At 70.2% G+C, this 18812-nt stretch carries 18 protein-coding genes; 5 read left to right on the forward strand and 13 right to left on the reverse strand.

What is annotated here, in order from left to right; genetic code table 11:
* Positions 1-129: 129 nt before the first annotated feature.
* Positions 130-1692 (reverse strand): FAD-binding oxidoreductase, encoded by a 1563-nt coding sequence (locus ABZ855_RS33925; RefSeq protein WP_360813363.1) that lies wholly within the window; start codon positions 1690-1692, stop codon positions 130-132.
* 446 nt (positions 1693-2138) lie between these two features.
* On the opposite strand from ABZ855_RS33925, the gene pstS reads away from it, so the two are divergent.
* The 4 genes from pstS to pstB all read left to right on the forward strand — a co-directional run bounded on the left by pstS (position 2139) and on the right by pstB (position 6301).
* The gene (pstS, locus tag ABZ855_RS33930; RefSeq protein WP_360813364.1) at positions 2139-3266 is read left to right on the forward strand and encodes a phosphate ABC transporter substrate-binding protein PstS; all 1128 of its coding nucleotides are present in this window, start codon (positions 2139-2141) and stop codon (positions 3264-3266) included.
* A gap of 122 nt (positions 3267-3388) precedes the next feature.
* Positions 3389-4399 (forward strand): phosphate ABC transporter permease subunit PstC, encoded by a 1011-nt coding sequence (pstC, locus tag ABZ855_RS33935; RefSeq protein ID WP_360813365.1) that lies wholly within the window; start codon positions 3389-3391, stop codon positions 4397-4399.
* On the forward strand, positions 4396-5454 hold the full coding sequence (gene pstA, locus ABZ855_RS33940) for a phosphate ABC transporter permease PstA (protein ID WP_360813366.1): 1059 nt from the start codon (positions 4396-4398) through the stop codon (positions 5452-5454). The genes pstC and pstA overlap by 4 nt, the downstream gene beginning before the upstream one ends.
* Positions 5455-5524: 70 nt before the next feature.
* The gene (gene pstB / locus ABZ855_RS33945; protein ID WP_319208515.1) at positions 5525-6301 is read left to right on the forward strand and encodes a phosphate ABC transporter ATP-binding protein PstB; all 777 of its coding nucleotides are present in this window, start codon (positions 5525-5527) and stop codon (positions 6299-6301) included.
* A gap of 268 nt (positions 6302-6569) precedes the next feature.
* On the opposite strand, the gene ABZ855_RS33950 is transcribed toward pstB, so the two are convergent.
* Positions 6570-7568, reverse strand: coding sequence for an inorganic phosphate transporter (locus ABZ855_RS33950; protein ID WP_360813367.1), 999 nt, complete (start codon positions 7566-7568; stop codon positions 6570-6572).
* Between the two features lie 7 nt (positions 7569-7575).
* Positions 7576-8196 carry a DUF47 family protein gene (locus tag ABZ855_RS33955; protein ID WP_053742085.1) on the reverse strand — a complete coding sequence of 207 codons (621 nt, stop codon included), beginning with the start codon at positions 8194-8196 and terminating at the stop codon, positions 7576-7578.
* 249 nt (positions 8197-8445) lie between these two features.
* Between ABZ855_RS33955 and ABZ855_RS33960 the strand changes: the two genes are divergently transcribed.
* Positions 8446-8787: a metal-sensitive transcriptional regulator gene (locus tag ABZ855_RS33960; RefSeq protein ID WP_319208520.1), complete on the forward strand. Its 342-nt coding sequence runs from the start codon at positions 8446-8448 to the stop codon at positions 8785-8787.
* 42 nt (positions 8788-8829) lie between these two features.
* On the opposite strand, the gene ABZ855_RS33965 is transcribed toward ABZ855_RS33960, so the two are convergent.
* From ABZ855_RS33965 to mshD, 10 genes are all read right to left on the reverse strand, one after another.
* Positions 8830-9021: a hypothetical protein gene (locus ABZ855_RS33965; RefSeq protein ID WP_360813368.1), complete on the reverse strand. Its 192-nt coding sequence runs from the start codon at positions 9019-9021 to the stop codon at positions 8830-8832.
* A 120-nt stretch (positions 9022-9141) separates the two neighbouring features.
* Positions 9142-10032: a hypothetical protein gene (locus ABZ855_RS33970; protein ID WP_360813369.1), complete on the reverse strand. Its 891-nt coding sequence runs from the start codon at positions 10030-10032 to the stop codon at positions 9142-9144.
* Positions 10033-10357: 325 nt separating this feature from the next.
* On the reverse strand, positions 10358-10792 hold the full coding sequence (locus tag ABZ855_RS33975) for an NUDIX hydrolase (RefSeq protein WP_360813370.1): 435 nt from the start codon (positions 10790-10792) through the stop codon (positions 10358-10360).
* Complete coding sequence (locus tag ABZ855_RS33980; protein WP_360813371.1) at positions 10789-11967, reverse strand: CHAD domain-containing protein; 1179 nt, start codon at positions 11965-11967, stop codon at positions 10789-10791. Before ABZ855_RS33980 ends, ABZ855_RS33975 begins: the two co-directional genes overlap by 4 nt.
* Positions 11948-14179 carry an RNA degradosome polyphosphate kinase gene (locus ABZ855_RS33985; protein WP_360813372.1) on the reverse strand — a complete coding sequence of 744 codons (2232 nt, stop codon included), beginning with the start codon at positions 14177-14179 and terminating at the stop codon, positions 11948-11950. The genes ABZ855_RS33980 and ABZ855_RS33985 overlap by 20 nt, the downstream gene beginning before the upstream one ends.
* A 306-nt stretch (positions 14180-14485) precedes the next feature.
* Positions 14486-15451 carry an ABC transporter permease gene (locus ABZ855_RS33990; RefSeq protein ID WP_360813373.1) on the reverse strand — a complete coding sequence of 322 codons (966 nt, stop codon included), beginning with the start codon at positions 15449-15451 and terminating at the stop codon, positions 14486-14488.
* Positions 15448-16392 (reverse strand): ABC transporter permease, encoded by a 945-nt coding sequence (locus tag ABZ855_RS33995; RefSeq protein WP_360813374.1) that lies wholly within the window; start codon positions 16390-16392, stop codon positions 15448-15450. The genes ABZ855_RS33990 and ABZ855_RS33995 overlap by 4 nt, the downstream gene beginning before the upstream one ends.
* A complete protein-coding gene (locus ABZ855_RS34000; protein ID WP_360813376.1) occupies positions 16389-17288 on the reverse strand; it encodes an ABC transporter ATP-binding protein in 900 nt (299 codons plus the stop codon). Before ABZ855_RS34000 ends, ABZ855_RS33995 begins: the two co-directional genes overlap by 4 nt.
* Entirely contained in the window at positions 17285-17671 is a 387-nt protein-coding gene (locus ABZ855_RS34005; protein WP_360813575.1) for a GntR family transcriptional regulator, read from the reverse strand. The genes ABZ855_RS34000 and ABZ855_RS34005 overlap by 4 nt, the downstream gene beginning before the upstream one ends.
* Before the next feature lie 110 nt (positions 17672-17781).
* Entirely contained in the window at positions 17782-18717 is a 936-nt protein-coding gene (mshD, locus tag ABZ855_RS34010) for a mycothiol synthase (RefSeq protein WP_360813378.1), read from the reverse strand.
* Positions 18718-18812 lie beyond the last annotated feature (95 nt).

The following is an 18812-nucleotide window of genomic DNA, read 5'->3' on the forward strand; positions in this document are numbered from 1 at the left end:
CGCCCCTACCCGTCCCATCCCGTTCCTGGGGGCTGCCGCCCCCAGACCCCCGCTACGGCCCTGGACGGGCCTTGTCCTCAAACGCCGGACGGGCTGGAAATGCGGGCCGGGATTTCTTCTCCGGGTCGGTCACAGCGCCTGTGGGTACGAGAAGACGCGGTTCGGGTCGTACTGGTGCTTCAGTTGGGTCAGGCGGGTTGCCGCCGGTCCGTAGTACGCCTTTCGCCAGTTTCTCAGGGTGGGGTCCGTGTAGTTCTGGTACGCGGCTCCCGAGGCGTACGGGGACATCGCGTTGTGGGTCGATGTCAGCCAGGACTGGGCCGCTGTGCCCGGCGTTCCGGCGCGCCAGGACGCGATGTACTGGGCCAGCATCCTGCTGCGCCGGTGGACGAATGCCGTCGCCGTCGGTGAGACCCGGTTCACCGCGCCCCCCAGGGCCGTGAACGCGATGCTGCCCGAGCCGCCCCTGACCTGTGTCATTCGGGAGAGCAGCGTCTGGATGCCTGCGGGGGAGAGGGAGCGGTCGAAGAAGTCCGAGCGGGCCGCGTAGGTTTCGCGGCCCAGCGCGCCCTGGGGGGAGCGGCCCGGTGTGCGGCCCGGCAGGTGGCACTGCGCGTCCGTCGCGAAGGACGAGCAGCCCGCGTACACCTCCATCGCCTCCTCGTACGAGCGGCGTTTGAGGGAGACGCTGCTTGCCGGTGCGCCGATTCTGTCCGCCAGGCGGTCCACCGCGTTCTGCAGCTCCCGGTAGGTGCCGAGCGAGAACGCCGAGATGGAGATCGTGGGGGTGCCGCCCGCCGCGTTCGCCACGTGCAGGGCCGACCAGATCTCGTCCGGCTGCGTCGGGCCCCACTCCTGCCAGGCCTTCATGACCGCCGCCGCCTTCCGCCACGGCCAGGACATGTACGCCGCGACCGCCTGCGGCGCCGGGTGGGTGCGGAAGTGGAGTTCCGTGACGATGCCGAAGTTGCCGTTGCCCGCGCCTCGCAGGGCCCAGAAGAGGTCTTTGTTCGTTGTGGCGTTCGCCGTGAGTTGGCGGCCGTCCGCTGTGATCAGAGTGGCCTGGGTGAGGCTGTCGCAGGTCAGGCCGTAGGCCCGGGACACCACTCCGTGGCCGCCGCCCAGCGTCAGGCCCGAGACTCCCACCGTGGGGCACGAGCCCGCCGGGATCGTGACGCCCTTCGCCGTCAGGGCTCGGTAGACGTCGATCAGTTTCGAGCCCGCTCCCACGACCGCTGTGCCGCCGGCCGCTCGCACGCGGTTCAGCTTCGACACGTCGACGATCAGGCGGCCGTTGCCCGAGGACCAGCCCGCGTACGAGTGGCCGCCGTTGCGGATCGCCACGGGGACGGAGTGGGCGCGGGCGTAGGAGAGGACCGTACGGATGTCGTCGGCGTGGGCCACGTACGCCACCGCGGCCGGCTTCAGGCTGTCGAAGCGGGTGTTGTAGAGCTGGCGGGCCGCCGCCCAGGAGGCGTCCCCGGGGCGGATCAGCGGGCCGTCGAGGTCGCGGGCGAGGGCCGTCCAGTTGGCGGGGGAGGAGGCGCTCGTCGTGGTGAGGGGTGTGGTGGCAGGGGGTGTGGTGGGGGCTGCCTCGGCTTTCGCCTCTGCCTTCGGGTTTGTGCATGCCGCTGTCGTCATCGCCGTCAGGGCGGCCGCCGCGCCGCCTCCTATGAACGTACGCCGCTGCATGGTGCTCCTCGATGTCACAGGTGCTGGGCTTCTGGGGTCCCTCGGTTGCGCCCTTGCCGCTCCCGTCGAACGAGACGGGTTCCATGCATCGTTAGTTCCATGTGGGTTCCATGTGGGTCCACGCGGGTTCCGCTGCCGCTGCGTTTGCGGGAGGGAGGGGATGGAGGTATTCCGGGCTTGTACAGCAGGAGACGCACGGGCGGGGCTGTTCTGCCGGTCGGGACCCACACGTGCCCTCCCCGTGAGCGTTCCGTGACCTCACCGCACCGACCGCAGGGGTTCACCCGCCGTTCACCCGCGCCCGTAGGCGGCTTCACCTGATCTGCCTACTTTCGGCCTTACCGGTGCTGCGTGTGCCCACCCGGGCGCCCCGGCTCCGCCCCTACTTCGCGACCTCGCACGCCGCCGGATTCAGGACGGCGGCTCCTGGAAGGAAACACCCGACAGTGAAGCTTCAGCGCATGAACCGGCGGGCCCTCACCCTCGGTGCTCTCGCCGTCTCCGGCGCCCTGGCCCTCACGGCGTGCGGCTCCGACGACACCGGCACCGACAAGTCCGCCGGTGGCGGCGCCTCCACCGCGGCCAACAGCTCCATCAAGTGTGACGACGCCAAGGGCCAGCTGCTGGCCGACGGCTCCTCCGCGCAGAAGAACGCGATCGACGCCTGGGTCAAGGCCTTCACGGCCGCCTGCCCCGGTGTGCAGATCAACTACAAGGGTGGCGGCTCCGGCGCCGGTGTCACCGCGTTCACGCAGGGCACGGTCGCCTTCGCCGGTTCCGACTCGGCGCTGAAGCCCGAGGACGTCGAGGCCTCCAAGAAGGTCTGCACCGGCGGCACGGGCATCGACCTCCCGGCGGTCGGCGGAGCCATCGCGCTCGCCTACAACCTCCCGGGCGTCGACAACCTCGTCCTGGACGCGCCGACCCTCGCGAAGATCTTCGACAGCAAGATCAGCAAGTGGGACGACCCGGCGATCAAGGCGCTGAACCCGGGCGCGACGCTGCCCAGCACCAAGATCCAGGCGTTCCACCGCTCCGAGGACTCCGGCACCACGGACAACCTCACCAAGTACCTGATCGCCACCACCCCCGAGAACTGGAAGTACGAGGGCGGCAAGGCCTGGCAGGCCAAGGGCGGCCAGGCGGCCTCCGGTTCGTCAGGCATCGCGGCGCAGGTCAAGCAGACCGCCGGCGCGATCGGCTACATGGAGCTGTCGTACGCCAAGGACCTGTCCACGGTGGCCGTGGCGACCGGCGCCAGCGCCCCGGTCAAGCCGTCCTCCGACTCCGCCACCAAGGCCATCGCGGCCGCCCAGGTGGTCGGCACCGGCAGCGACCTGTCGCTGAAGCTGGACTACAAGACCAAGGCCGAGGGCGCGTACCCGATCACCCTGGTCACGTACGAGATCGCCTGTGACAAGGGCAACAAGGCGGACACCCTGCCCGCCACGAAGGCCTTCCTGCGCTACATCACCAGCGAAGAGGGCCAGGGAATCCTGAGCGGGATCGACTACGCGCCGATCCCCGCCGACATCATCGCCAAGGTTCGGACCACCGTCGAGAGCCTGGCCTGATCTGAGAGTGCGGTCGGGTTCCGCCGTAGGCCACCGCCGCCGACGGAACCCGCCCGCACCGTCCGGTGCACCGCCGCCAGGAGCCGCATCCCCGGGTGCGGCACCGCAGACCGGAGAACCCGATGGACACAACCACCAAGAACCCAGAGACCACCCCACCCGCAGCGCCCCAGTCCCCCACGGCCGAGGAGAAGCGCGCCGCTCGCGGCGCCACCCGTCTCGGTGACCGGATCTTCCTCGGTCTCTCCCGGGGTTCGGGCATCCTGCTGCTGGCGATCATGGCCGCGATCGCGATCTTCCTGACCTATCGCGCGGTCCTCGCCATCAGCAAGGACGAGGGCAACTTCCTCACCACCTTCGAGTGGAACGCCAACCTCAACCCGCCGGTGTTCGGCATAGCCGTCCTGGCCTTCGGCACGGTGGTCTCCTCGATCATCGCCATGGCCATCGCCGTCCCGGTCGCCGTCGCCATCGCGCTGTTCCTCACGCACTACGCCCCGCGCAAGCTGAGCGGTCCCATCGCGTACGTGATCGACCTGCTCGCCGCCGTACCGTCCATCGTGTACGGCCTGTGGGGCGCCCTGGTCCTCGTACCGCACATGAACGGCCTCTTCGGCTGGCTCAACGACTACCTCGGCTGGACCGGCGTCTTCTCCTGGGAAGAGGGCGCGCCCCGCTCGATGCTGACCGTGGGCATCCTGCTCGCGATCATGATCCTCCCCGTCATCACGAACGTCAGCCGTGAGGTCTTCCGGCAGACCCCCCGGATGAACGAGGAGGCCGCGCTGGCCCTCGGTGCCACCCGCTGGGAGGTCATCCGCATGGCGGTGCTGCCCTTCGGCCGCTCCGGTGTGATCTCCGCGTCGATGCTCGGCCTCGGCCGCGCGCTCGGCGAGACGATGGCCGTCGCCACCGTCCTGTCCCCGAGCTTCCTCATCCAGACCAGCCTGCTCGACCCGGGCGGCGGCACCTTCGCGCAGAACATCGCCGCCAAGTTCGGCGAGGCCACGGAGTACGGCCGTGACGCGCTCATCGCCTCCGGTCTGGTCCTGTTCGTCATCACTCTGGTGGTCAACGGCGCCGCCCGCGCGATCATCGCCCGCCGCGCCGAGTACTCGGGGGCCAACGCATGAGCACCGTCGTAGCCGACAAGCGCCCCAGCTCCCTGCAGGGCGCCAGGCTCCCCAAGTGGTTCCCGTGGGCGCTGGCCGGTGCCTCCGTCGCGCTCGGGATCGGCATCAGCGCCGCCGCCGGCCTGGAGAGCAGCGTCCAGTGGGGGCTGATCGCCGCGATCCTCTTCGTCGTCGGTACGTACGTCATCGCCACGCGCGTCGAGGGCAAGCGTCAGGCCAAGGACCGCATCGCGACCTCGCTGGTCTGGGTGGCCTTCCTGCTCGCCCTCGTGCCGCTGGTCTCCCTGCTGTGGACGACCGTCTCGCGCGGTGTGAAGGTCCTCGACGTCTTCTTCCTGACCCACTCCATGGGCGTCGTCGCCGACAGCGAGCCCGGCGGTGGCATCTACCACGCCATCATCGGCAGCCTCGAGCAGGTCGGCCTGGCCACCGCGATCGGCGCGCCGATCGGCGTGCTCACCGCGATCTACCTGGTGGAGTACGGGCGCGGCGCGCTGGCCAAGGCGGTCACGTTCTTCGTGGACGTCATGACCGGTATCCCGTCGATCGTCGCGGGTCTGTTCATCCTGAGCCTCATGCTGCAGTTCGACATGCAGCCGTTCGGCTTCGCCGGCTCGCTGGCCCTGGCCATCCTGATGATGCCGGTGGTCGTCCGTTCGACGGAGGAGATGCTGAAGCTCGTACCGAACGAGCTGCGTGAGGCGTCCCTCGCGCTCGGCATCCCGAAGTGGCGCACCATCCTGAAGGTGGTCCTGCCGACCGCCATCGGCGGCATCACCACCGGCGTCATGCTGGCCGTCGCCCGTATCGCGGGCGAGACGGCACCGGTGCTGCTGCTGGTCTTCGGCAACCCCTTCATCAACAACAACCCCTTCGAGGGTGCGCAGGCCTCGCTGCCGCTGTACATCTATCAGCAGTACGCGAACAGTGGTGGTGCGGAAGCGGCGTACGACCGTGCCTGGGCGGCGTCGCTCACGCTGATCGCCTTCGTGATGATCCTCAACCTCGGAGCTCGCGCCATCGCCCGCTGGAAGGCTCCGAAGACAGGTCGCTGACGCGGCCGTACGACAGCGACCTCGCGTCGGCCAGGTGGCCGGCCGCCCCTCGAAAGAAGCAGTGATACCCATGGCCAAGCGAATCGACGTAAGCGGCCTCAGCGCCTACTACGGCTCCTTCCGCGCGATCGAGGACATCTCGATGACGGTCGAGCCGCGCTCGGTGACGGCCTTCATCGGCCCCTCCGGCTGCGGCAAGTCCACCTTCCTGCGCACCCTGAACCGCATGCACGAGGTCACGCCCGGCGGGCGCGTCGACGGCAAGGTCATGCTCGACGACGAGAACCTGTACGGCGCCGGGGTCGACCCGGTGGCGGTACGGCGTGAGGTCGGCATGGTCTTCCAGCGGCCGAACCCCTTCCCGACGATGTCGGTCTACGACAACGTGGCGGCGGGGCTGCGGCTGAACGGCTCGTACAAGAAGTCCGAGCTGAACGACATCGTGGAGAAGTCGCTCAAGGGCGCGAACCTCTGGAACGAGGTCAAGGACCGGCTGAACAAGCCCGGTTCGGGGCTGTCGGGCGGTCAGCAGCAGCGGTTGTGCATCGCGCGGGCGATCGCCGTGGAGCCGAAGGTGCTGTTGATGGACGAGCCGTGCTCGGCCCTCGACCCGATCTCGACGCTCGCCATCGAGGACCTGATCGGTGAGCTGAAGGAACGGTTCACGATTGTCATCGTGACGCACAACATGCAGCAGGCGGCGCGGGTTTCGGATCGTACGGCGTTCTTCAACCTTGCGGCGGTCGGGCAGCCGGGGAAGTTGATCGAGATCGACGAGACTGAGCGGATCTTCTCGAATCCGTCTGTGCAGGCTACTGAGGACTACATCTCTGGGCGCTTCGGCTGAGCCGAGGGGCTGTGTACGTCCTCTCCGTACCCCTCGCGGTGCTGCATGGCGGTGCCACCGTGAGGTCGAATAGGCCCGCCCCCGGAGCTTCCTTCCGGGGGCGGGCCCGTTTTGCTCGCCCCCGCCGCCCCTACCCGTCCCATCCTGTCCCTGGGGGCTGCGCCCCCAGACCCCCCACCGGCCCTGAACGGGCCTTGTCCTCAAACGCCGGACGGGCTGGAGATGCGGGCGTAGATGCCGTAAACGGGTGGGTGGGTGGGAAAAGTAGTTACAGGAACGCCAGCCACACGATCCCGTAGCCGGCGGCAGCCACCACCGCCGCGGCCGGCATGGTGATGAACCAGCCCAGGACGATGTTCTTGGCGATCCCCCACCGCACCGCCTTCACCCTCTTCGTCGCGCCCACGCCCATGATCGCGGACGTGATCACGTGAGTCGTGGAGACCGGGGCCTTGAAGAGGTACGCCGTCGTGAACATGATCGACGCGCCCGTGGTCTCCGCGGCGAAGCCCTGGGGCGGGTCGAGTTCGATGATCTTGCGGCCAAGCGTGCGCATGATGCGCCAGCCGCCCGCGTACGTGCCCAGCGACAGCATCACCGCGCAGGCGATCTTGACCCAGACCGGGATCGGGTCGCCGTAGTCCTCGACGTCCGCGATGACCAGGGCCATCACCACGATGCCCATCGTCTTCTGGGCGTCCTGGAGGCCGTGGCCCAGGGCCATGCCCGCCGCGGACACCGTCTGGGCGATACGGAAACCGCGCTTCGCCTTGTGCGGGTTGGCGCGTCGGAAGATCCACAGGATCGCCGTCATCACCAGGTAGCCGGCCACCAGGCCCACCAGCGGAGAGACGAACATCGGGATGACGACCTTCTCCATGACGCCGTCCCAGTAGACCTTCGTGCCGCCCGCCAGTGCCGCCCCCACCATGCCGCCGAACAGCGCGTGCGAGGAGGACGAGGGAAGGCCGAAGTACCAGGTGATCAGGTTCCAGGTGATCGCGCCGACCAGCGCGGCGAACAGGATCGCCATGCCCGAGGAACCCTCGGGCGTCTCGATCAGGCCCTCGCTGACCGTCTTGGCGACGCCGCTGCCCAGGAACGCGCCCGCCAGGTTCATCACCGCGGCCATCGCCAGTGCCGCGCGGGGCGTCAGGGCACGGGTGGACACGGATGTGGCGATCGCGTTCGCCGAGTCGTGGAAGCCGTTCGTGTACGTGAATCCGAGCGCGACACCGATGGTCACGATCAGTGCGAAGGTGTCCATGAAGGGGTCAGGACTCCTTGACGGCGATGGTCTCCACCGTGTTCGCCACATGCTCGAAGGCGTCGGCCGCCTCCTCCAGCACGTCCACGATCTGCTTGAGCTTCAGCACCTCGATCGCGTCGTACTTGCCGTTGAACAGGTGGGCGAGGAGCTTGCGGTGGATCTGGTCCGCCTGGTTCTCCAGCCGGTTCACCTCGATCCAGTACTCCGTGAGGTTCTCCATCGTGCGGAGGTTCGGCATCGCCTCCGCCGTCAGTTCCGCCGCCCGCGCCAGGACCTCGATCTGCTGGTCGACGCCCTTGGGCAGCTCCTCCACGTTGTAGAGGACCACCAGGTCGACGGCCTCCTCCATGAAGTCCATGATGTCGTCGAGCAGCGAGGCGAGGTTGTAGATGTCCTCGCGGTCGAACGGTGTGATGAACGAGGAGTTCAGCTGGTGGAAGATCGCGTGGGTGGCGTCGTCGCCGGCGTGTTCCGCGGCCCGCATACGCTCTGCGATCTCGGCCCGGCCGGAGGCGTCCGCCCCGAGCAGTTCCATGAGGAGTCGCGAGCCCGTGACGATGTTGTCCGCGGATGCGGCGAACATGTCATAGAAGCTCGTCTCCCTGGGGGTCAGACGAAATCGCACGTGAGGTCCTCGGAGTCCTTCGAAATCGGTCAGGCTGATGCTAGGCGCAACATCCGGCCACGGCTATCGGGTCGGTCCCCAGTGTCGCCCATCGGACAGAGTGGACTGCACAGTGGTCTATACCCGGCCCTATACCCAGGAAAGTTGGTTACCATATACCCGGCAGGGGTATAAGGGGAGTTTTGGTTCCGATGCGGGTCCGCTGTGGGTCCGACGTGGTTCCGATGTTTGTCCCAACGGGAGGATGCGATGACGACCACCGAGGCCGGAGCGGAGACGCCCGACGTCGTGACCGATCATGACCGGGGTGTGCACGGGTACCACAAGCAGAAGGACGAGCATCTGAAGCGGCTGCGCCGCATCGAGGGCCAGATCCGGGGGCTCCAGCGGATGGTCGACGAGGACGTCTACTGCATCGACATACTCACGCAGGTCTCCGCCTCCACCAAGGCCCTGCAGTCCTTCGCGCTCCAGCTCCTCGAGGAGCACCTGCGGCACTGCGTCGCGGACGCGGCCCTCAAGGGCGGTACGGAGATCGACGCGAAGGTGGAGGAGGCGACCAAGGCGATCGGCCGGCTGCTGCGTACCTGACTGAGGCTGTCTGACCGGCTGCCCCGTCCCCTACGGCGGTTTTCAGCCAGCCGATCGGACCTTGCGTCCCTCGCGTTCCTCCGCCACCCTCAGCACCGCGTCGATGCTCTCCAGGCTGAGCCGCTCCTCGCCGGCCGCCGAGGCCGCGATGATCAGGTCTCCGCACAGTTCGATCTCGGCGAGGGCCACGTGGTCCTGAACTGCCGTACCGCCGACCTGAGCCACGTGCGTCACCTCTTCTCTGCCGTAACCGCTTCCTAGAGTAGGTAGCGCTCTACGCACCGCGCATGGCACGGACGGGCTAGTCCTTGCGCTGTGGCGGACGCAGGGGCGGGCCGCCGGGTTGCTCGCCCCTCACTGTTCGGCGATCCGGCCCGCGTAGATGTCCGCCGGCCGTGGCAGCCGTACGTGCACGGGGGTCCCGAAATCGAACAGCAGCGTCGTCGAGGCGACCGCGACCGTGCTCCGCTGCCCGCCGAGTCCGTTGACGAAGCTGAACCGGTGCAGGAGCTTGCGGATACGGCCCTGGTCGTCGAGGTAGGCGTCGAAGGGGACCCTCGCCGTGGCGAACCCTTTCGCCGCCGCTCCCAACGGCCCCTTGTTGCCCGGCGAGGCGTTCTGCGCGGCCACGGCGAGGTCGGCGGTGCCCCGGTAGTGCCGTACGTCCGTGTCGGCTACCCGGGTCCGGCCGACGTACGTCGCCTCGCGCGTCCCGCGCAGTACCTCGGCGGCGGCGAACGGGTCCGTGGCGCCGCCCGTCACCAGGTTGCCGTCGGTCATGGTCGCCGTGTCCACCCGTACCCACTTGTCGGCGGGGACGCCCGCCCCCCGGTTCTTCATGAACAGGGCGCCCGGGGCGAGGAGTTCGGTGATCGGGCGGTGCGGGCTGGCGCCCGCCGGGTCCTGGGGGAGCAGCACGCGCAGCCGGCCGAGCTGTTTCGTGTAGTCGTAGACACCCTCGCCCCGGATGGTGACCCGGGTGCCGCCGGTGGCCATCTCCATGGAGGTGGTGGTCCTCGAGGTGCCCGCGTCCACCAGGACCGTGGCCGCGCGGTGCAGGACGCGGACCGCGTCGCCCGCCGGGCGCGCGTCCTCGGTGACGCCGTCTGCGCCACCGCCGGCCGTGCAGCCGGTGGCGGAGATGGCGCAGATGGTGGCGCAGACAGTGGCGCTGATCAGGAAACCCGTTGGCGTGGCGGGAACACCGACCGCCCCGCCCGCTCGCCAGTCGCGCCGCCTGTCCATCGCCGCCCACCCCCAAGCCGGGCCGTCGGTCCACGGCCGTCGTCGTCGTTCCGGTTAACGAGGGGTGGGGGAGGTTGTCACGCGGATACCGGGATACCGGTGCTTTACCCGGGGGTGGGTACGGTTGAGGGTGTGGCGCAGCAGGACCGAAGCGAACAGTCCGATTTTCCCGAAGAGCACTCCGTTTCCATGGTGGAGCACGGGCCGTTCTGCTTCGCCAGATGCGTCTGCGGGTGGCGCGGGCCGGCCCGTCGGGCCCGCAGTCTGGCCCGGACGGACGGCAAGGGCCATGTGGACGACCTGCCCTAGGGACAGTCGTCCCCAACTAAGCCGTCGGCAGGGCCAGTAGTTCGTCGACGAGGTCCCTGTCGCGGGGCTGGGTCAGCCGGGCGCGGGCCGTTTCCGGGGGCAGCCACAGGATGCGGTCGACCTCGTCGTTCGGGACGAAGACGCCGGACGTCGCCTCCGCCGCCCAGTAACTCACCTGCTTGGGGCGGCCGTTGGCCTCGTAGTGGGACGTGGTCAGGCGAGCGCCGGGGGTGGCCTCGTAGCCCGTCTCCTCCTCGACCTCGCGCAGCGCGGCGGCGAGGGTCTCCTCGTCGCGCTTCAGCCGGCCCTTCGGGTGCGACCAGTCGTCGTACTTCGGCCGGTGGACGAGGCAGATCTCCAGGCCGCCGCCGTCCACGGGCGAGCGGCGCCACAGGACGCAGCCCGCGGCCAGTACCGGGCGTTCGTCGGGGTGTTCCGCTGTTTGGGTCACCTCGTGCTCATCGCCTTCTTCTCCCAGGACTGCTGGAACGCGAACCGTGCCGCCTCCACCTCGTGGCGCTGGTCGGCGTGGAGCACGCCGAGCGCGTACGCCGTCGCCGGGGCGATGCGCGGGGTGCGGGCCGCCGCTGCCGCCGCCGCGGCGGCCTCGGAGGCGTCCCGGTGCCGGTTGAGTGCCGCGCCGGCCGCCAGCATGCGTACGTCGACCCAGGCTTCGTCGCCCTCGATGACCTCGAGGGCGTAGCGGCGCAGGCGCAGGAGGAGGCGTACGTGGTGCCAGGGGGCGTCCTGGGGGTGGGGGGCCGGGTCGGCGGAGAGGCCGTGGATCAGGGCCTCGGCGTTGTAGGGGTGGCCGGCGGTGAGGAGTGGGAGGGCGGTCACGGCGTCGCAGAGGCGGTCGTGGGCCGCGAGGGCGAGGGGGCGGAGGTCGGTGGGGGTGGTGGGGGAGGCGGCGGCGGGGGTGAGGGGGACTTCGCTGGCCAGGACCGCGACGTTGTCGGCGACGGCGTGGAAGCGGGAGGAGCCGAGGGCCTGGAGGGCGGCGGAGTGGGCTCGGGTGCGGGCGAGGGTGAGTTGGCGTTCCAGCAGGGCGCCTGCCTTCGCGGCGCCCAGGGTCAGGTTGGCGCGGTCCGGTGGTGCGGCCGGGTGGGTCCGGGGGCCGCCGGTGGCGGGTTCCGCTTTCCGTGGGACGGGATCCGCCCCAGCGGAACGACTGCCCACAGCGGGGGCGGTGCGGCTGGCCGCAGCGGGGGCGGGGGCGGGTCGGCTGGGCACGGTGGTGGTCTGTTGGGTGGGGAGAGCAGGGGTTCCTGACAGGCGTTGCAGGGCCTGTAGGAGGCGGTTCAGGCGGGCCGCGTAGGCGTGTTCGCGCGCCAAGGTGCCTGAGAGCCAGGCCAGTTCGGGGTGCATCGCCTCCGCCCAGGTGGGGTCGAGGAGGGGGCGGAAGGTGTGGAGGGTGCCCGTGATGCGGCGGGCCGCGTGGCGCAGGGCGCGGGCCGCGTCCACGGGCTCCTCGCCCGGGGCGGCGGAGCCCGGGCCGGTCTCCCTGTGCAGGCGCAGGGCGCGGAGGAACTCCGTCGCCTGCGCGCGCAGGTAGTCCGCCAGGGCGTCCGCCGTCACGGGGCCGGCCGTCGTGGGGTCGGTCGGGTCAAGGTGTTGCTGGGCCACGCCTGCGCCTCCGGGCGTCAATGAGCATCTCCTGGACGTTCCGCAGTGGTTGGCCCTCGGAGTCCGTCGCGTGCCGGGTCCACTCGCCGTCCGGGCCCAGGTGCCAGGACTGCGTGGTGTCGGACATACCGGCTTCCAGCATCCGGCTGAGCGCGGCCCGGTGGGCCGGGTCCGTCACCCTGACGAGTGCCTCGATGCGGCGGTCGAGGTTGCGGTGCATCATGTCGGCGCTGCCGAACCACACTTCGGGCTCGCCGCCGTTGCCGAACGAGAAGACCCGGGAGTGTTCGAGGAAGCGCCCGAGGACCGACCGGACCCGGATGTTCTCGGACAGGCCCGGGACTCCCGGCCGTACGGCGCAGATGCCGCGCACCCAGACGTCGCACGGGACGCCTGCCTGGGAGGCCCGGTAGAGGGAGTCGATCAGCGCCTCGTCCACCATCGAGTTGACCTTGATGCGGACATAGGCGGGCCGTCCGGCACGGTGGTGCTGGACCTCCTTGTTGACCCGCGAGATCAGGCCGTCCCGGAGGGACTTGGGGGCCACCAGGAGGCGGCGGTAGGTCTCGCGGCGGGAGTAGCCGGACAGGCGGTTGAACAGGTCCGAGAGGTCCGCGCCGACCTGCTGGTCGGCCGTCAGCAGGCCCAGGTCCTCGTACAGTCGGGCCGTCTTGGGGTGGTAGTTGCCGGTGCCGACGTGGGAGTAGCGGCGCAGTGTGTCGCCCTCCTGGCGGACCACCAGGGACAGCTTGCAGTGGGTCTTCAGACCGACGAGGCCGTAGACGACGTGGCAGCCGGCCTCCTCCAGCTTGCGCGCCCACTTGATGTTGGCCTGCTCGTCGAAGCGGGCCTTGATCTCGACGAGGACGAGGACCTGCTTGCCCGCCTCGGCGGCCTCGATGAGGGCGTCCACGATCGGGGAGTCGCCGGAGGTCCGGTACAGGGTCTGCTTGATGGCGAGGACGTCGTCGTCGATCGCCGCCTGCTCCAGGAAGGCCTGGACGGACGTCGAGAAGCTGTCGTACGGGTGGTGCAGCAGGACGTCCCGTTCGCGCAGGGCGGCGAAGATGTCCGGCGCGGACGACGACTCGACCTCGGCCAGGTCACGGTGGGTGCCGGCGATGAACTTGGGGAACTTCAGCTCGGGCCGGTCGAGCGAGGAGATGCCGAACAGGCCGGTGAGGTCGAGCGGACCCGGCAGCGGGTACACCTCGGCCTCGGTGATCTTCAACTCCCGTACCAGCAGGTCGAGTACGTACCGGTCGATGGATTCCTCGACCTCCAGGCGCACCGGCGGCCCGAAGCGGCGCCGCATGAGTTCCTTCTCCAGGGCCTGGAGGAGGTTCTCGGCGTCGTCCTCCTCGACCTCGAGGTCCTCGTTGCGGGTGAGGCGGAAGGCGTGGTGCTCCAGGACCTCCATGCCGGGGAACAGCTCTTCGAGGTGCGCGGCGATGACGTCCTCGATGGGCACGTACCGGCTCGGGGAGGCCTCCAGGAAGCGGGACAGCAGCGGGGGCACCTTGACGCGCGCGAAGTGGCGGTGGCCGCTGACCGGGTTGCGGACGATCACCGCGAGGTTCAGGGAGAGGCCGGAGATGTACGGGAAGGGGTGCGCGGGGTCGACGGCCAGCGGGGTGAGGACCGGGAAGATCTGGTGGCGGAAGAGGGTGAACAGGCGGGCCTGCTCCTTCTCGGTGAGCTCGCTCCAGCGGACCAGGTGCACGCCCTCCTCGGCGAGCGCCGGGGCGACGTCCTCCTGGTAGCAGGCGGCGTGCCGCGCCATCAGCTCGCGGGAGCGGGCCCAGATCATCTCCAGCACCTCGCGGGGCTGGAGGCCGGACGCGGAACGGGTGGCCACGCCGGTGGCTATCCGGCGCTTCAGACCCGCCACCCGGACCATGAAGAACTCGTCAAGGTTGCTGGCGAAGATCGCCAGGAAGTTAGCCCGTTCGAGGAGGGGAGTATTGGGATCCTCGGCCAGTTCGAGCACCCGCTCGTTGAACGCGAGCCAGCTGCGCTCCCGGTCGAGGAAGCGGCCCTGCGGCAGCAGTTCGCCGTCGTAGGGTGCCTCCTCGTACTCGTCGAGGTCGGCGTCGATGTCGGGTTCCAGGTCGGAGACCACGGCCGAGACAGTGTGCGGGCGGTGGGACGTCAGAGAACCGACGGACGGCTGCGCGTGCTGTACCTGCGACTGGGCGTTTGGCTGGCTCATGACCCCATTGTTCCGCGCCCGGCCCTGGACCGGCGCGTCGGAACGCGCGAGAGGGAGCGCGGCGGGTGCGGAGAGGTCCGCTCCGGTCCCGTTAACGCCCTCTGGGGGCGGCGAAGGGCTGGGCACTGCGGGCGTCATTGGGTGAGCCTCGCAAGCCCGGCTGAATCACTGGTTACGGGGACATGACGTGCGGGATATCTGGGGGCGGCTCGCGGGGGTGGGAAGGGGGTGACGGGGGTGGGCCGGAAGTGCGTATGCCCCTTCTCCCCTGCGGAAGGGGCATACGCGGGTCGGGCGGGCCGGGGCTCAGGCCGTGCGGCGGCGCAGCACCCAGAAGGCGGCGGCTGTCGCGGCGGCGGCGAGGGCGAGGACGAGGCCGGTCTCCATGAGCTGGAGGGGCCAGAAGTGGGAGGCCGGGTGGTAGTCGCGGTAGAGGGTCACGCACTGCGACCGGCAGTCGATGCCCTCGATGCGCTTCCCGGTGGCCGTGATGCCGCCGTCCTCGACGACCATCCCGGTGTAGCCCGGGTCGCCCTCGCTGCTGGTGATGGTCTTGGCAGGCCACAGATAGGGACGCAGCGACGTGATCACGTACTGGAGGATCAGGAAGGCGAAGAAGGTGGCGCCGGACGCGGCCAGGGACCGTTGGACGAGCAGTCCCGTCAGGGCGCCGACCGCCAGGCCGAGCAGTGCGTACGCGGGGGCGAGGGTGCCGTTCGCCAGGTAGGTGCCGGCGTCGTGCCACTGCCGGGGACCCCTTCCACGGAACAGATCGGTGTACGCGCCCCACGCCAGGCGGTGCAGCAGTACCAGGACGAGCGTGCCCGTGGTGAGCAGGGCCGCTGGTACAGCGAGCTTGGCGGCGAGCCAGCGCGCCGGGGACACGGACTGGGTCCAGGCCAACTGGGCCGTACCGCTCTCCAGCTCGCGGCCGATGAGCGAGGTGCCTGCCCAGAGGGCGGTGAGCAGCGGTACGAAGTTGATCAGGCCCGTGCTGATGGTGTCGGCGGTGCCGTAGCGGGAGTACGCGGGGCCGTTGTAGTCGCAGCTGTCGCTGACGGCGTTGTCGAGGCAGCCCTTCCGGAAGAACTCGGCGGCGGCGGTGTCGGCCCCCTGGCCGTACATCCACAGCAGTGTCCCGCCGGCCACGGCGACCAGCAGCAGCCAGAACCACAGGGCCGAGCGGTGCAGGATCAGCAAGGCCCAGGGCAGGCCGTGGGGCCGAGTGCGCTGCGGTCTCGCCGGGGTCGCGAGTGCGGTCGTGGTGGTCATACGGCGGCTCCCGTGCGGCGTCTGAGGACGGCGAACGCGATCAGCGCGGCCACCGTCGCGAGGGCGAGGACGATGCCCGTCTCCACGAGCTGGAGGGGCCAGAAGTGGGACGGCGGGTGGTAGTCGCGGTGTTCGCCGAGACGCGCGCCCGTGGACGTGTACGAGCCCTCGCCGACCGGCATCCAGACCTCGGGCAGCTCGTCCGTGGACCTCTGGGTCTCGGCCGGCCACAGGTACGGACGCAGGGACAGGAGCTGCTGTACGACGATCCCGGCGCCGACGAGGGAGACGCCGAGCCCCGGCAGCGAGCGGCGCGTGACCATGCCCACCAGGGCGCCGAAGGCCAGGCCGAACAGCGGGTAGACGGTCGCGAGGACCCCGTTGGCGTTGAAGACGGGGTAGTCGAACCAGTGCCAACTGAACTCACGGAGTTCGGGATTGGCCGCCCACATCATGCGGTACAGGAGAGTGAGCGGGATCATCCCCGCGATGATCAGTACGGCGGGCACGGTCAGCTTGGCGGCGAGCCAGCGTGCCGGGGACACGGACTGGGTCCACGCCAGCCGTGCCGTGCCGTCCTCCAGCTCGCGGCCGATGAGCGAGCCGCCCGCCCACGCGGCGATCAGGATCGGGGCGAGGGCGATCATGCCGCCGGCGAGGGCGACGGTGTAGTCCCAGCGGGAGCCGGCGGGGCCCAGCATGTCGCAGCCGAGGTCGGGGGCACCGCCGTCACGGCAGCCCGAGCGCACCAGCTCGTCCATGGCCGCGTTCGCGCCGGGCCCGTACAGCCACAGGAGCACGCCGGCGGCCACGGCGACGTACATCAGCCAGAACCAGAGGGCGGAGCGGTGTACACGCAGGAGGGTCCAGGTGAGGCCGGTCGGCCGGAGGGCTCGCTGCCGCGCGGGTCGCGCGGGCTCTGTGAGGGCGGTGGCGGTCATACGGCGGCCTCCGCCGGCTCGTCCGCGTCGTCCGCGTCGAGGTGCAGGGCCGGGGCCTGCGGGGAGCGCAGGTGGGCGAGGACCAGTTCCTCCAGGGTGGGGGTGGCGCTCTGCCAGGTTCCGGCGAGGCGGCCCCCGGCGCGTATGAGGGCGGTGGTCTGGCGGCCCGTCGTACGGGACTCGACGACCGTGTGGCCGTCGAGGCCGGCGGCCGGGCCGGTGATCAGGGTGTGGGCGGCGAGCAGGTCGTCCAGCGGGCCGGCGAGGCGGACCTGGCCGGCGCCGAGGAGGAGGACGTGGTCGCAGGAGCCCTCCAGCTCGGCCACGACGTGCGAGGACATGACAACCGTGGTGCCGTTGTCGGCGGCGTCGGCCATCAGGGTGCCCATCAGCTCGTGCCGGGCGAGCGGGTCGAGGTCGGCCATCGGCTCGTCCAGGAGCAGCAGTTCGGGGCGCTTGCCGAGGGCGAGGGCGAGCGCGACCCGGGTGCGCTGACCGCCCGAGAGGGTGCGGATCTTGGCGTCGGGGTCAAGGGCGCCGTCGGCGACGACGCGTTCGGCGACGGCCTGGTCCCAGCGCCGAGGGTTGAGTTCCCGGCCCAGACGGAGGGTGTCCTCGACGGTGAGCTGGGGGTGCAGGGGCTTGTCCTGGGCGACGTACGCCATGCGCTCGCGCGCTGCCCCCGGGCTGGTGCCGAGGACGGTGAGCGTGCCCTCGGTGGGCCTGAGGAGGCCCGCCGCGTGGGCCAGCAGCGTGGACTTGCCGGCGCCGTTGGGCCCGACGACCGCGCAGACGCGCCCGGCTGGCAGCCGGAACGCGCACTCGCGCAGCGCCCAGCCCTTCCGCCGGCCGAACCGCTTGCCCAGTCCGGCCGCCTCCATGGCGGTGTCGCTCATCCCTGGTCCCCCTTGAAATGCGTGTCGAGTACGGATGTGAACAGCGCGGCCACGTCGTCCCGTTCGAGTCCCGCCTCGCGGGCCCGGCCGGCCCACTCGGCCAGTTCGGCGCCCAGGGGGGAGTCCGCCGGGGCGGCCCCCAGCGACTTGCGGACGAACGTGCCGAGGCCCCGCCGCGCCTCCACCAGGCCCTCGCGCTCCAGTTCGCGGTAGGCCTTCAGGACGGTGTTCGGATTGATGGCGGTGGCCTCCACGACCTCACGGGCCGTGGGCAGCTTGTCGCCGGGTTCCAACAGGCCCAGGCGCAGGGCCTGTTTGGTCTGCTGGACGATCTGCAGATAGGTGGCGACGCCGGTGCGTCTGTCGATGCGGTACTCGACCACTCGTACAACCACCCTTTCACTAATTGAGTAGTGAAAGGGTGGACCAAGAGAGGGGGCGGTGTCAAGATCACCGCCCCCGGAACGGGATTACCCCCCGTACGGGACTTGTGTCAGGACTCGGTGCGGTACATCAGGTCCGTCTCGTGGGTCTCGAAGCCCAGTCGCTCGTACAGGCTCACCGCCGCCGCGTTGTCCGCGTCGACGTACAGCATCGCCGTGGGCAGCCCGCGCTCCGCCAGATGGCGCAGGCCGATCGTGGTGAGCGCCCGGCCGAGGCCGCCGCCCTGGGCGTCCGGGCTCAGGCCGATGACGTACACCTCGCCGAGGCGCTCCGTCGCGTGCGTCTTCGTCCAGTGGAAGCCGATGAGTTCGCCCTCGCGGAAGGCGAGGAAGAAGCCCTCAGGGTCGAACCAGGACTCCGCCTTGCGGTCGTCGAGGTCGCGTTGGGTCAGCGAGCCCTGTTCGGGGTGGTGGGCGAAGGCGGCGGCGTTCACCGCGAGCCAGGCCGCGTCGTCCTCGCCGGGGACGAAGGTCCGTACCCTCACGTCCTCGGGGAGCTTCGGCTCCGGCAGCTCCAGGCCGGCCAACGGCCGCCGCAGTTGGCGCAGTTCGCGGAAGAGGGTGAGGCCGAGGACCTGGGCGAGATGCCGGGCGGCGGAGTGGCCGCCGTGCGCCCACACGCGCAGCCGCTTGCCGGAGGCGGCCAGCAGGGCCGAGCCGAGGGCGCGCCCGTGACCGTGTCCCCGGTGGGCCGGGTGGACGACCAGTTCGGCGGCCGGGGCCTCGACCGGGTCGGTGTCCTCCAGTTGGGCGTAGCCGACGAGTTCACCGCCCGCGCTCAGCAGGAAGTGCGACACGCCCGGGCGGGCGCCCCCGCGCAACTGCAGCCGCCCCTGCTCGGAAACCGCCTGCTGACCGTCGTTCCGGGAGGCTTCCGCGAGCAGTGCGAGAACGGCGTCCGCCTGCTCGGGGGCGAGGGCGGCCAGGGTGTCGATAGAACGAGACAGGCCGGAGGGGACAAGGGGCTCAGTGCCGTCGCTGGTCATGGCTACGAGGGTACGGCCTGCCCGATTCATGGTGAATCTCCCGGGGAGGCAACCGTTCCGTAACCCTCAACCCCTGTCGCGCTACGCGCGTTGAC

Source organism: Streptomyces sp. NPDC047042, from assembly GCF_040644035.1.
Lineage (GTDB): Bacteria > Actinomycetota > Actinomycetes > Streptomycetales > Streptomycetaceae > Streptomyces.

Bases quoted from the DNA above. Each gene is read 5' to 3' on its own strand.
- ABZ855_RS33925 (WP_360813363.1), bottom strand. From the start codon at position 1,692: ATGCAGCGGCGTACGTTCATAGGAGGCGGCGCGGCGGCCGCCCTGACG.
- pstC (WP_360813365.1), top strand. From the start codon at position 3,389: ATGGACACAACCACCAAGAACCCAGAGACCACCCCACCCGCAGCGCCC.
- pstA (WP_360813366.1), top strand. From the start codon at position 4,396: ATGAGCACCGTCGTAGCCGACAAGCGCCCCAGCTCCCTGCAGGGCGCC.
- pstB (WP_319208515.1), top strand. From the start codon at position 5,525: ATGGCCAAGCGAATCGACGTAAGCGGCCTCAGCGCCTACTACGGCTCC.
- ABZ855_RS33950 (WP_360813367.1), bottom strand. From the start codon at position 7,568: ATGGACACCTTCGCACTGATCGTGACCATCGGTGTCGCGCTCGGATTC.
- ABZ855_RS33960 (WP_319208520.1), top strand. From the start codon at position 8,446: ATGACGACCACCGAGGCCGGAGCGGAGACGCCCGACGTCGTGACCGAT.
- ABZ855_RS33970 (WP_360813369.1), bottom strand. From the start codon at position 10,032: ATGGACAGGCGGCGCGACTGGCGAGCGGGCGGGGCGGTCGGTGTTCCC.
- ABZ855_RS33985 (WP_360813372.1), bottom strand. From the start codon at position 14,179: ATGAGCCAGCCAAACGCCCAGTCGCAGGTACAGCACGCGCAGCCGTCC.
- ABZ855_RS33990 (WP_360813373.1), bottom strand. From the start codon at position 15,451: ATGACCACCACGACCGCACTCGCGACCCCGGCGAGACCGCAGCGCACT.
- ABZ855_RS33995 (WP_360813374.1), bottom strand. From the start codon at position 16,392: ATGACCGCCACCGCCCTCACAGAGCCCGCGCGACCCGCGCGGCAGCGA.
- ABZ855_RS34000 (WP_360813376.1), bottom strand. From the start codon at position 17,288: ATGAGCGACACCGCCATGGAGGCGGCCGGACTGGGCAAGCGGTTCGGC.
- mshD (WP_360813378.1), bottom strand. From the start codon at position 18,717: ATGACCAGCGACGGCACTGAGCCCCTTGTCCCCTCCGGCCTGTCTCGT.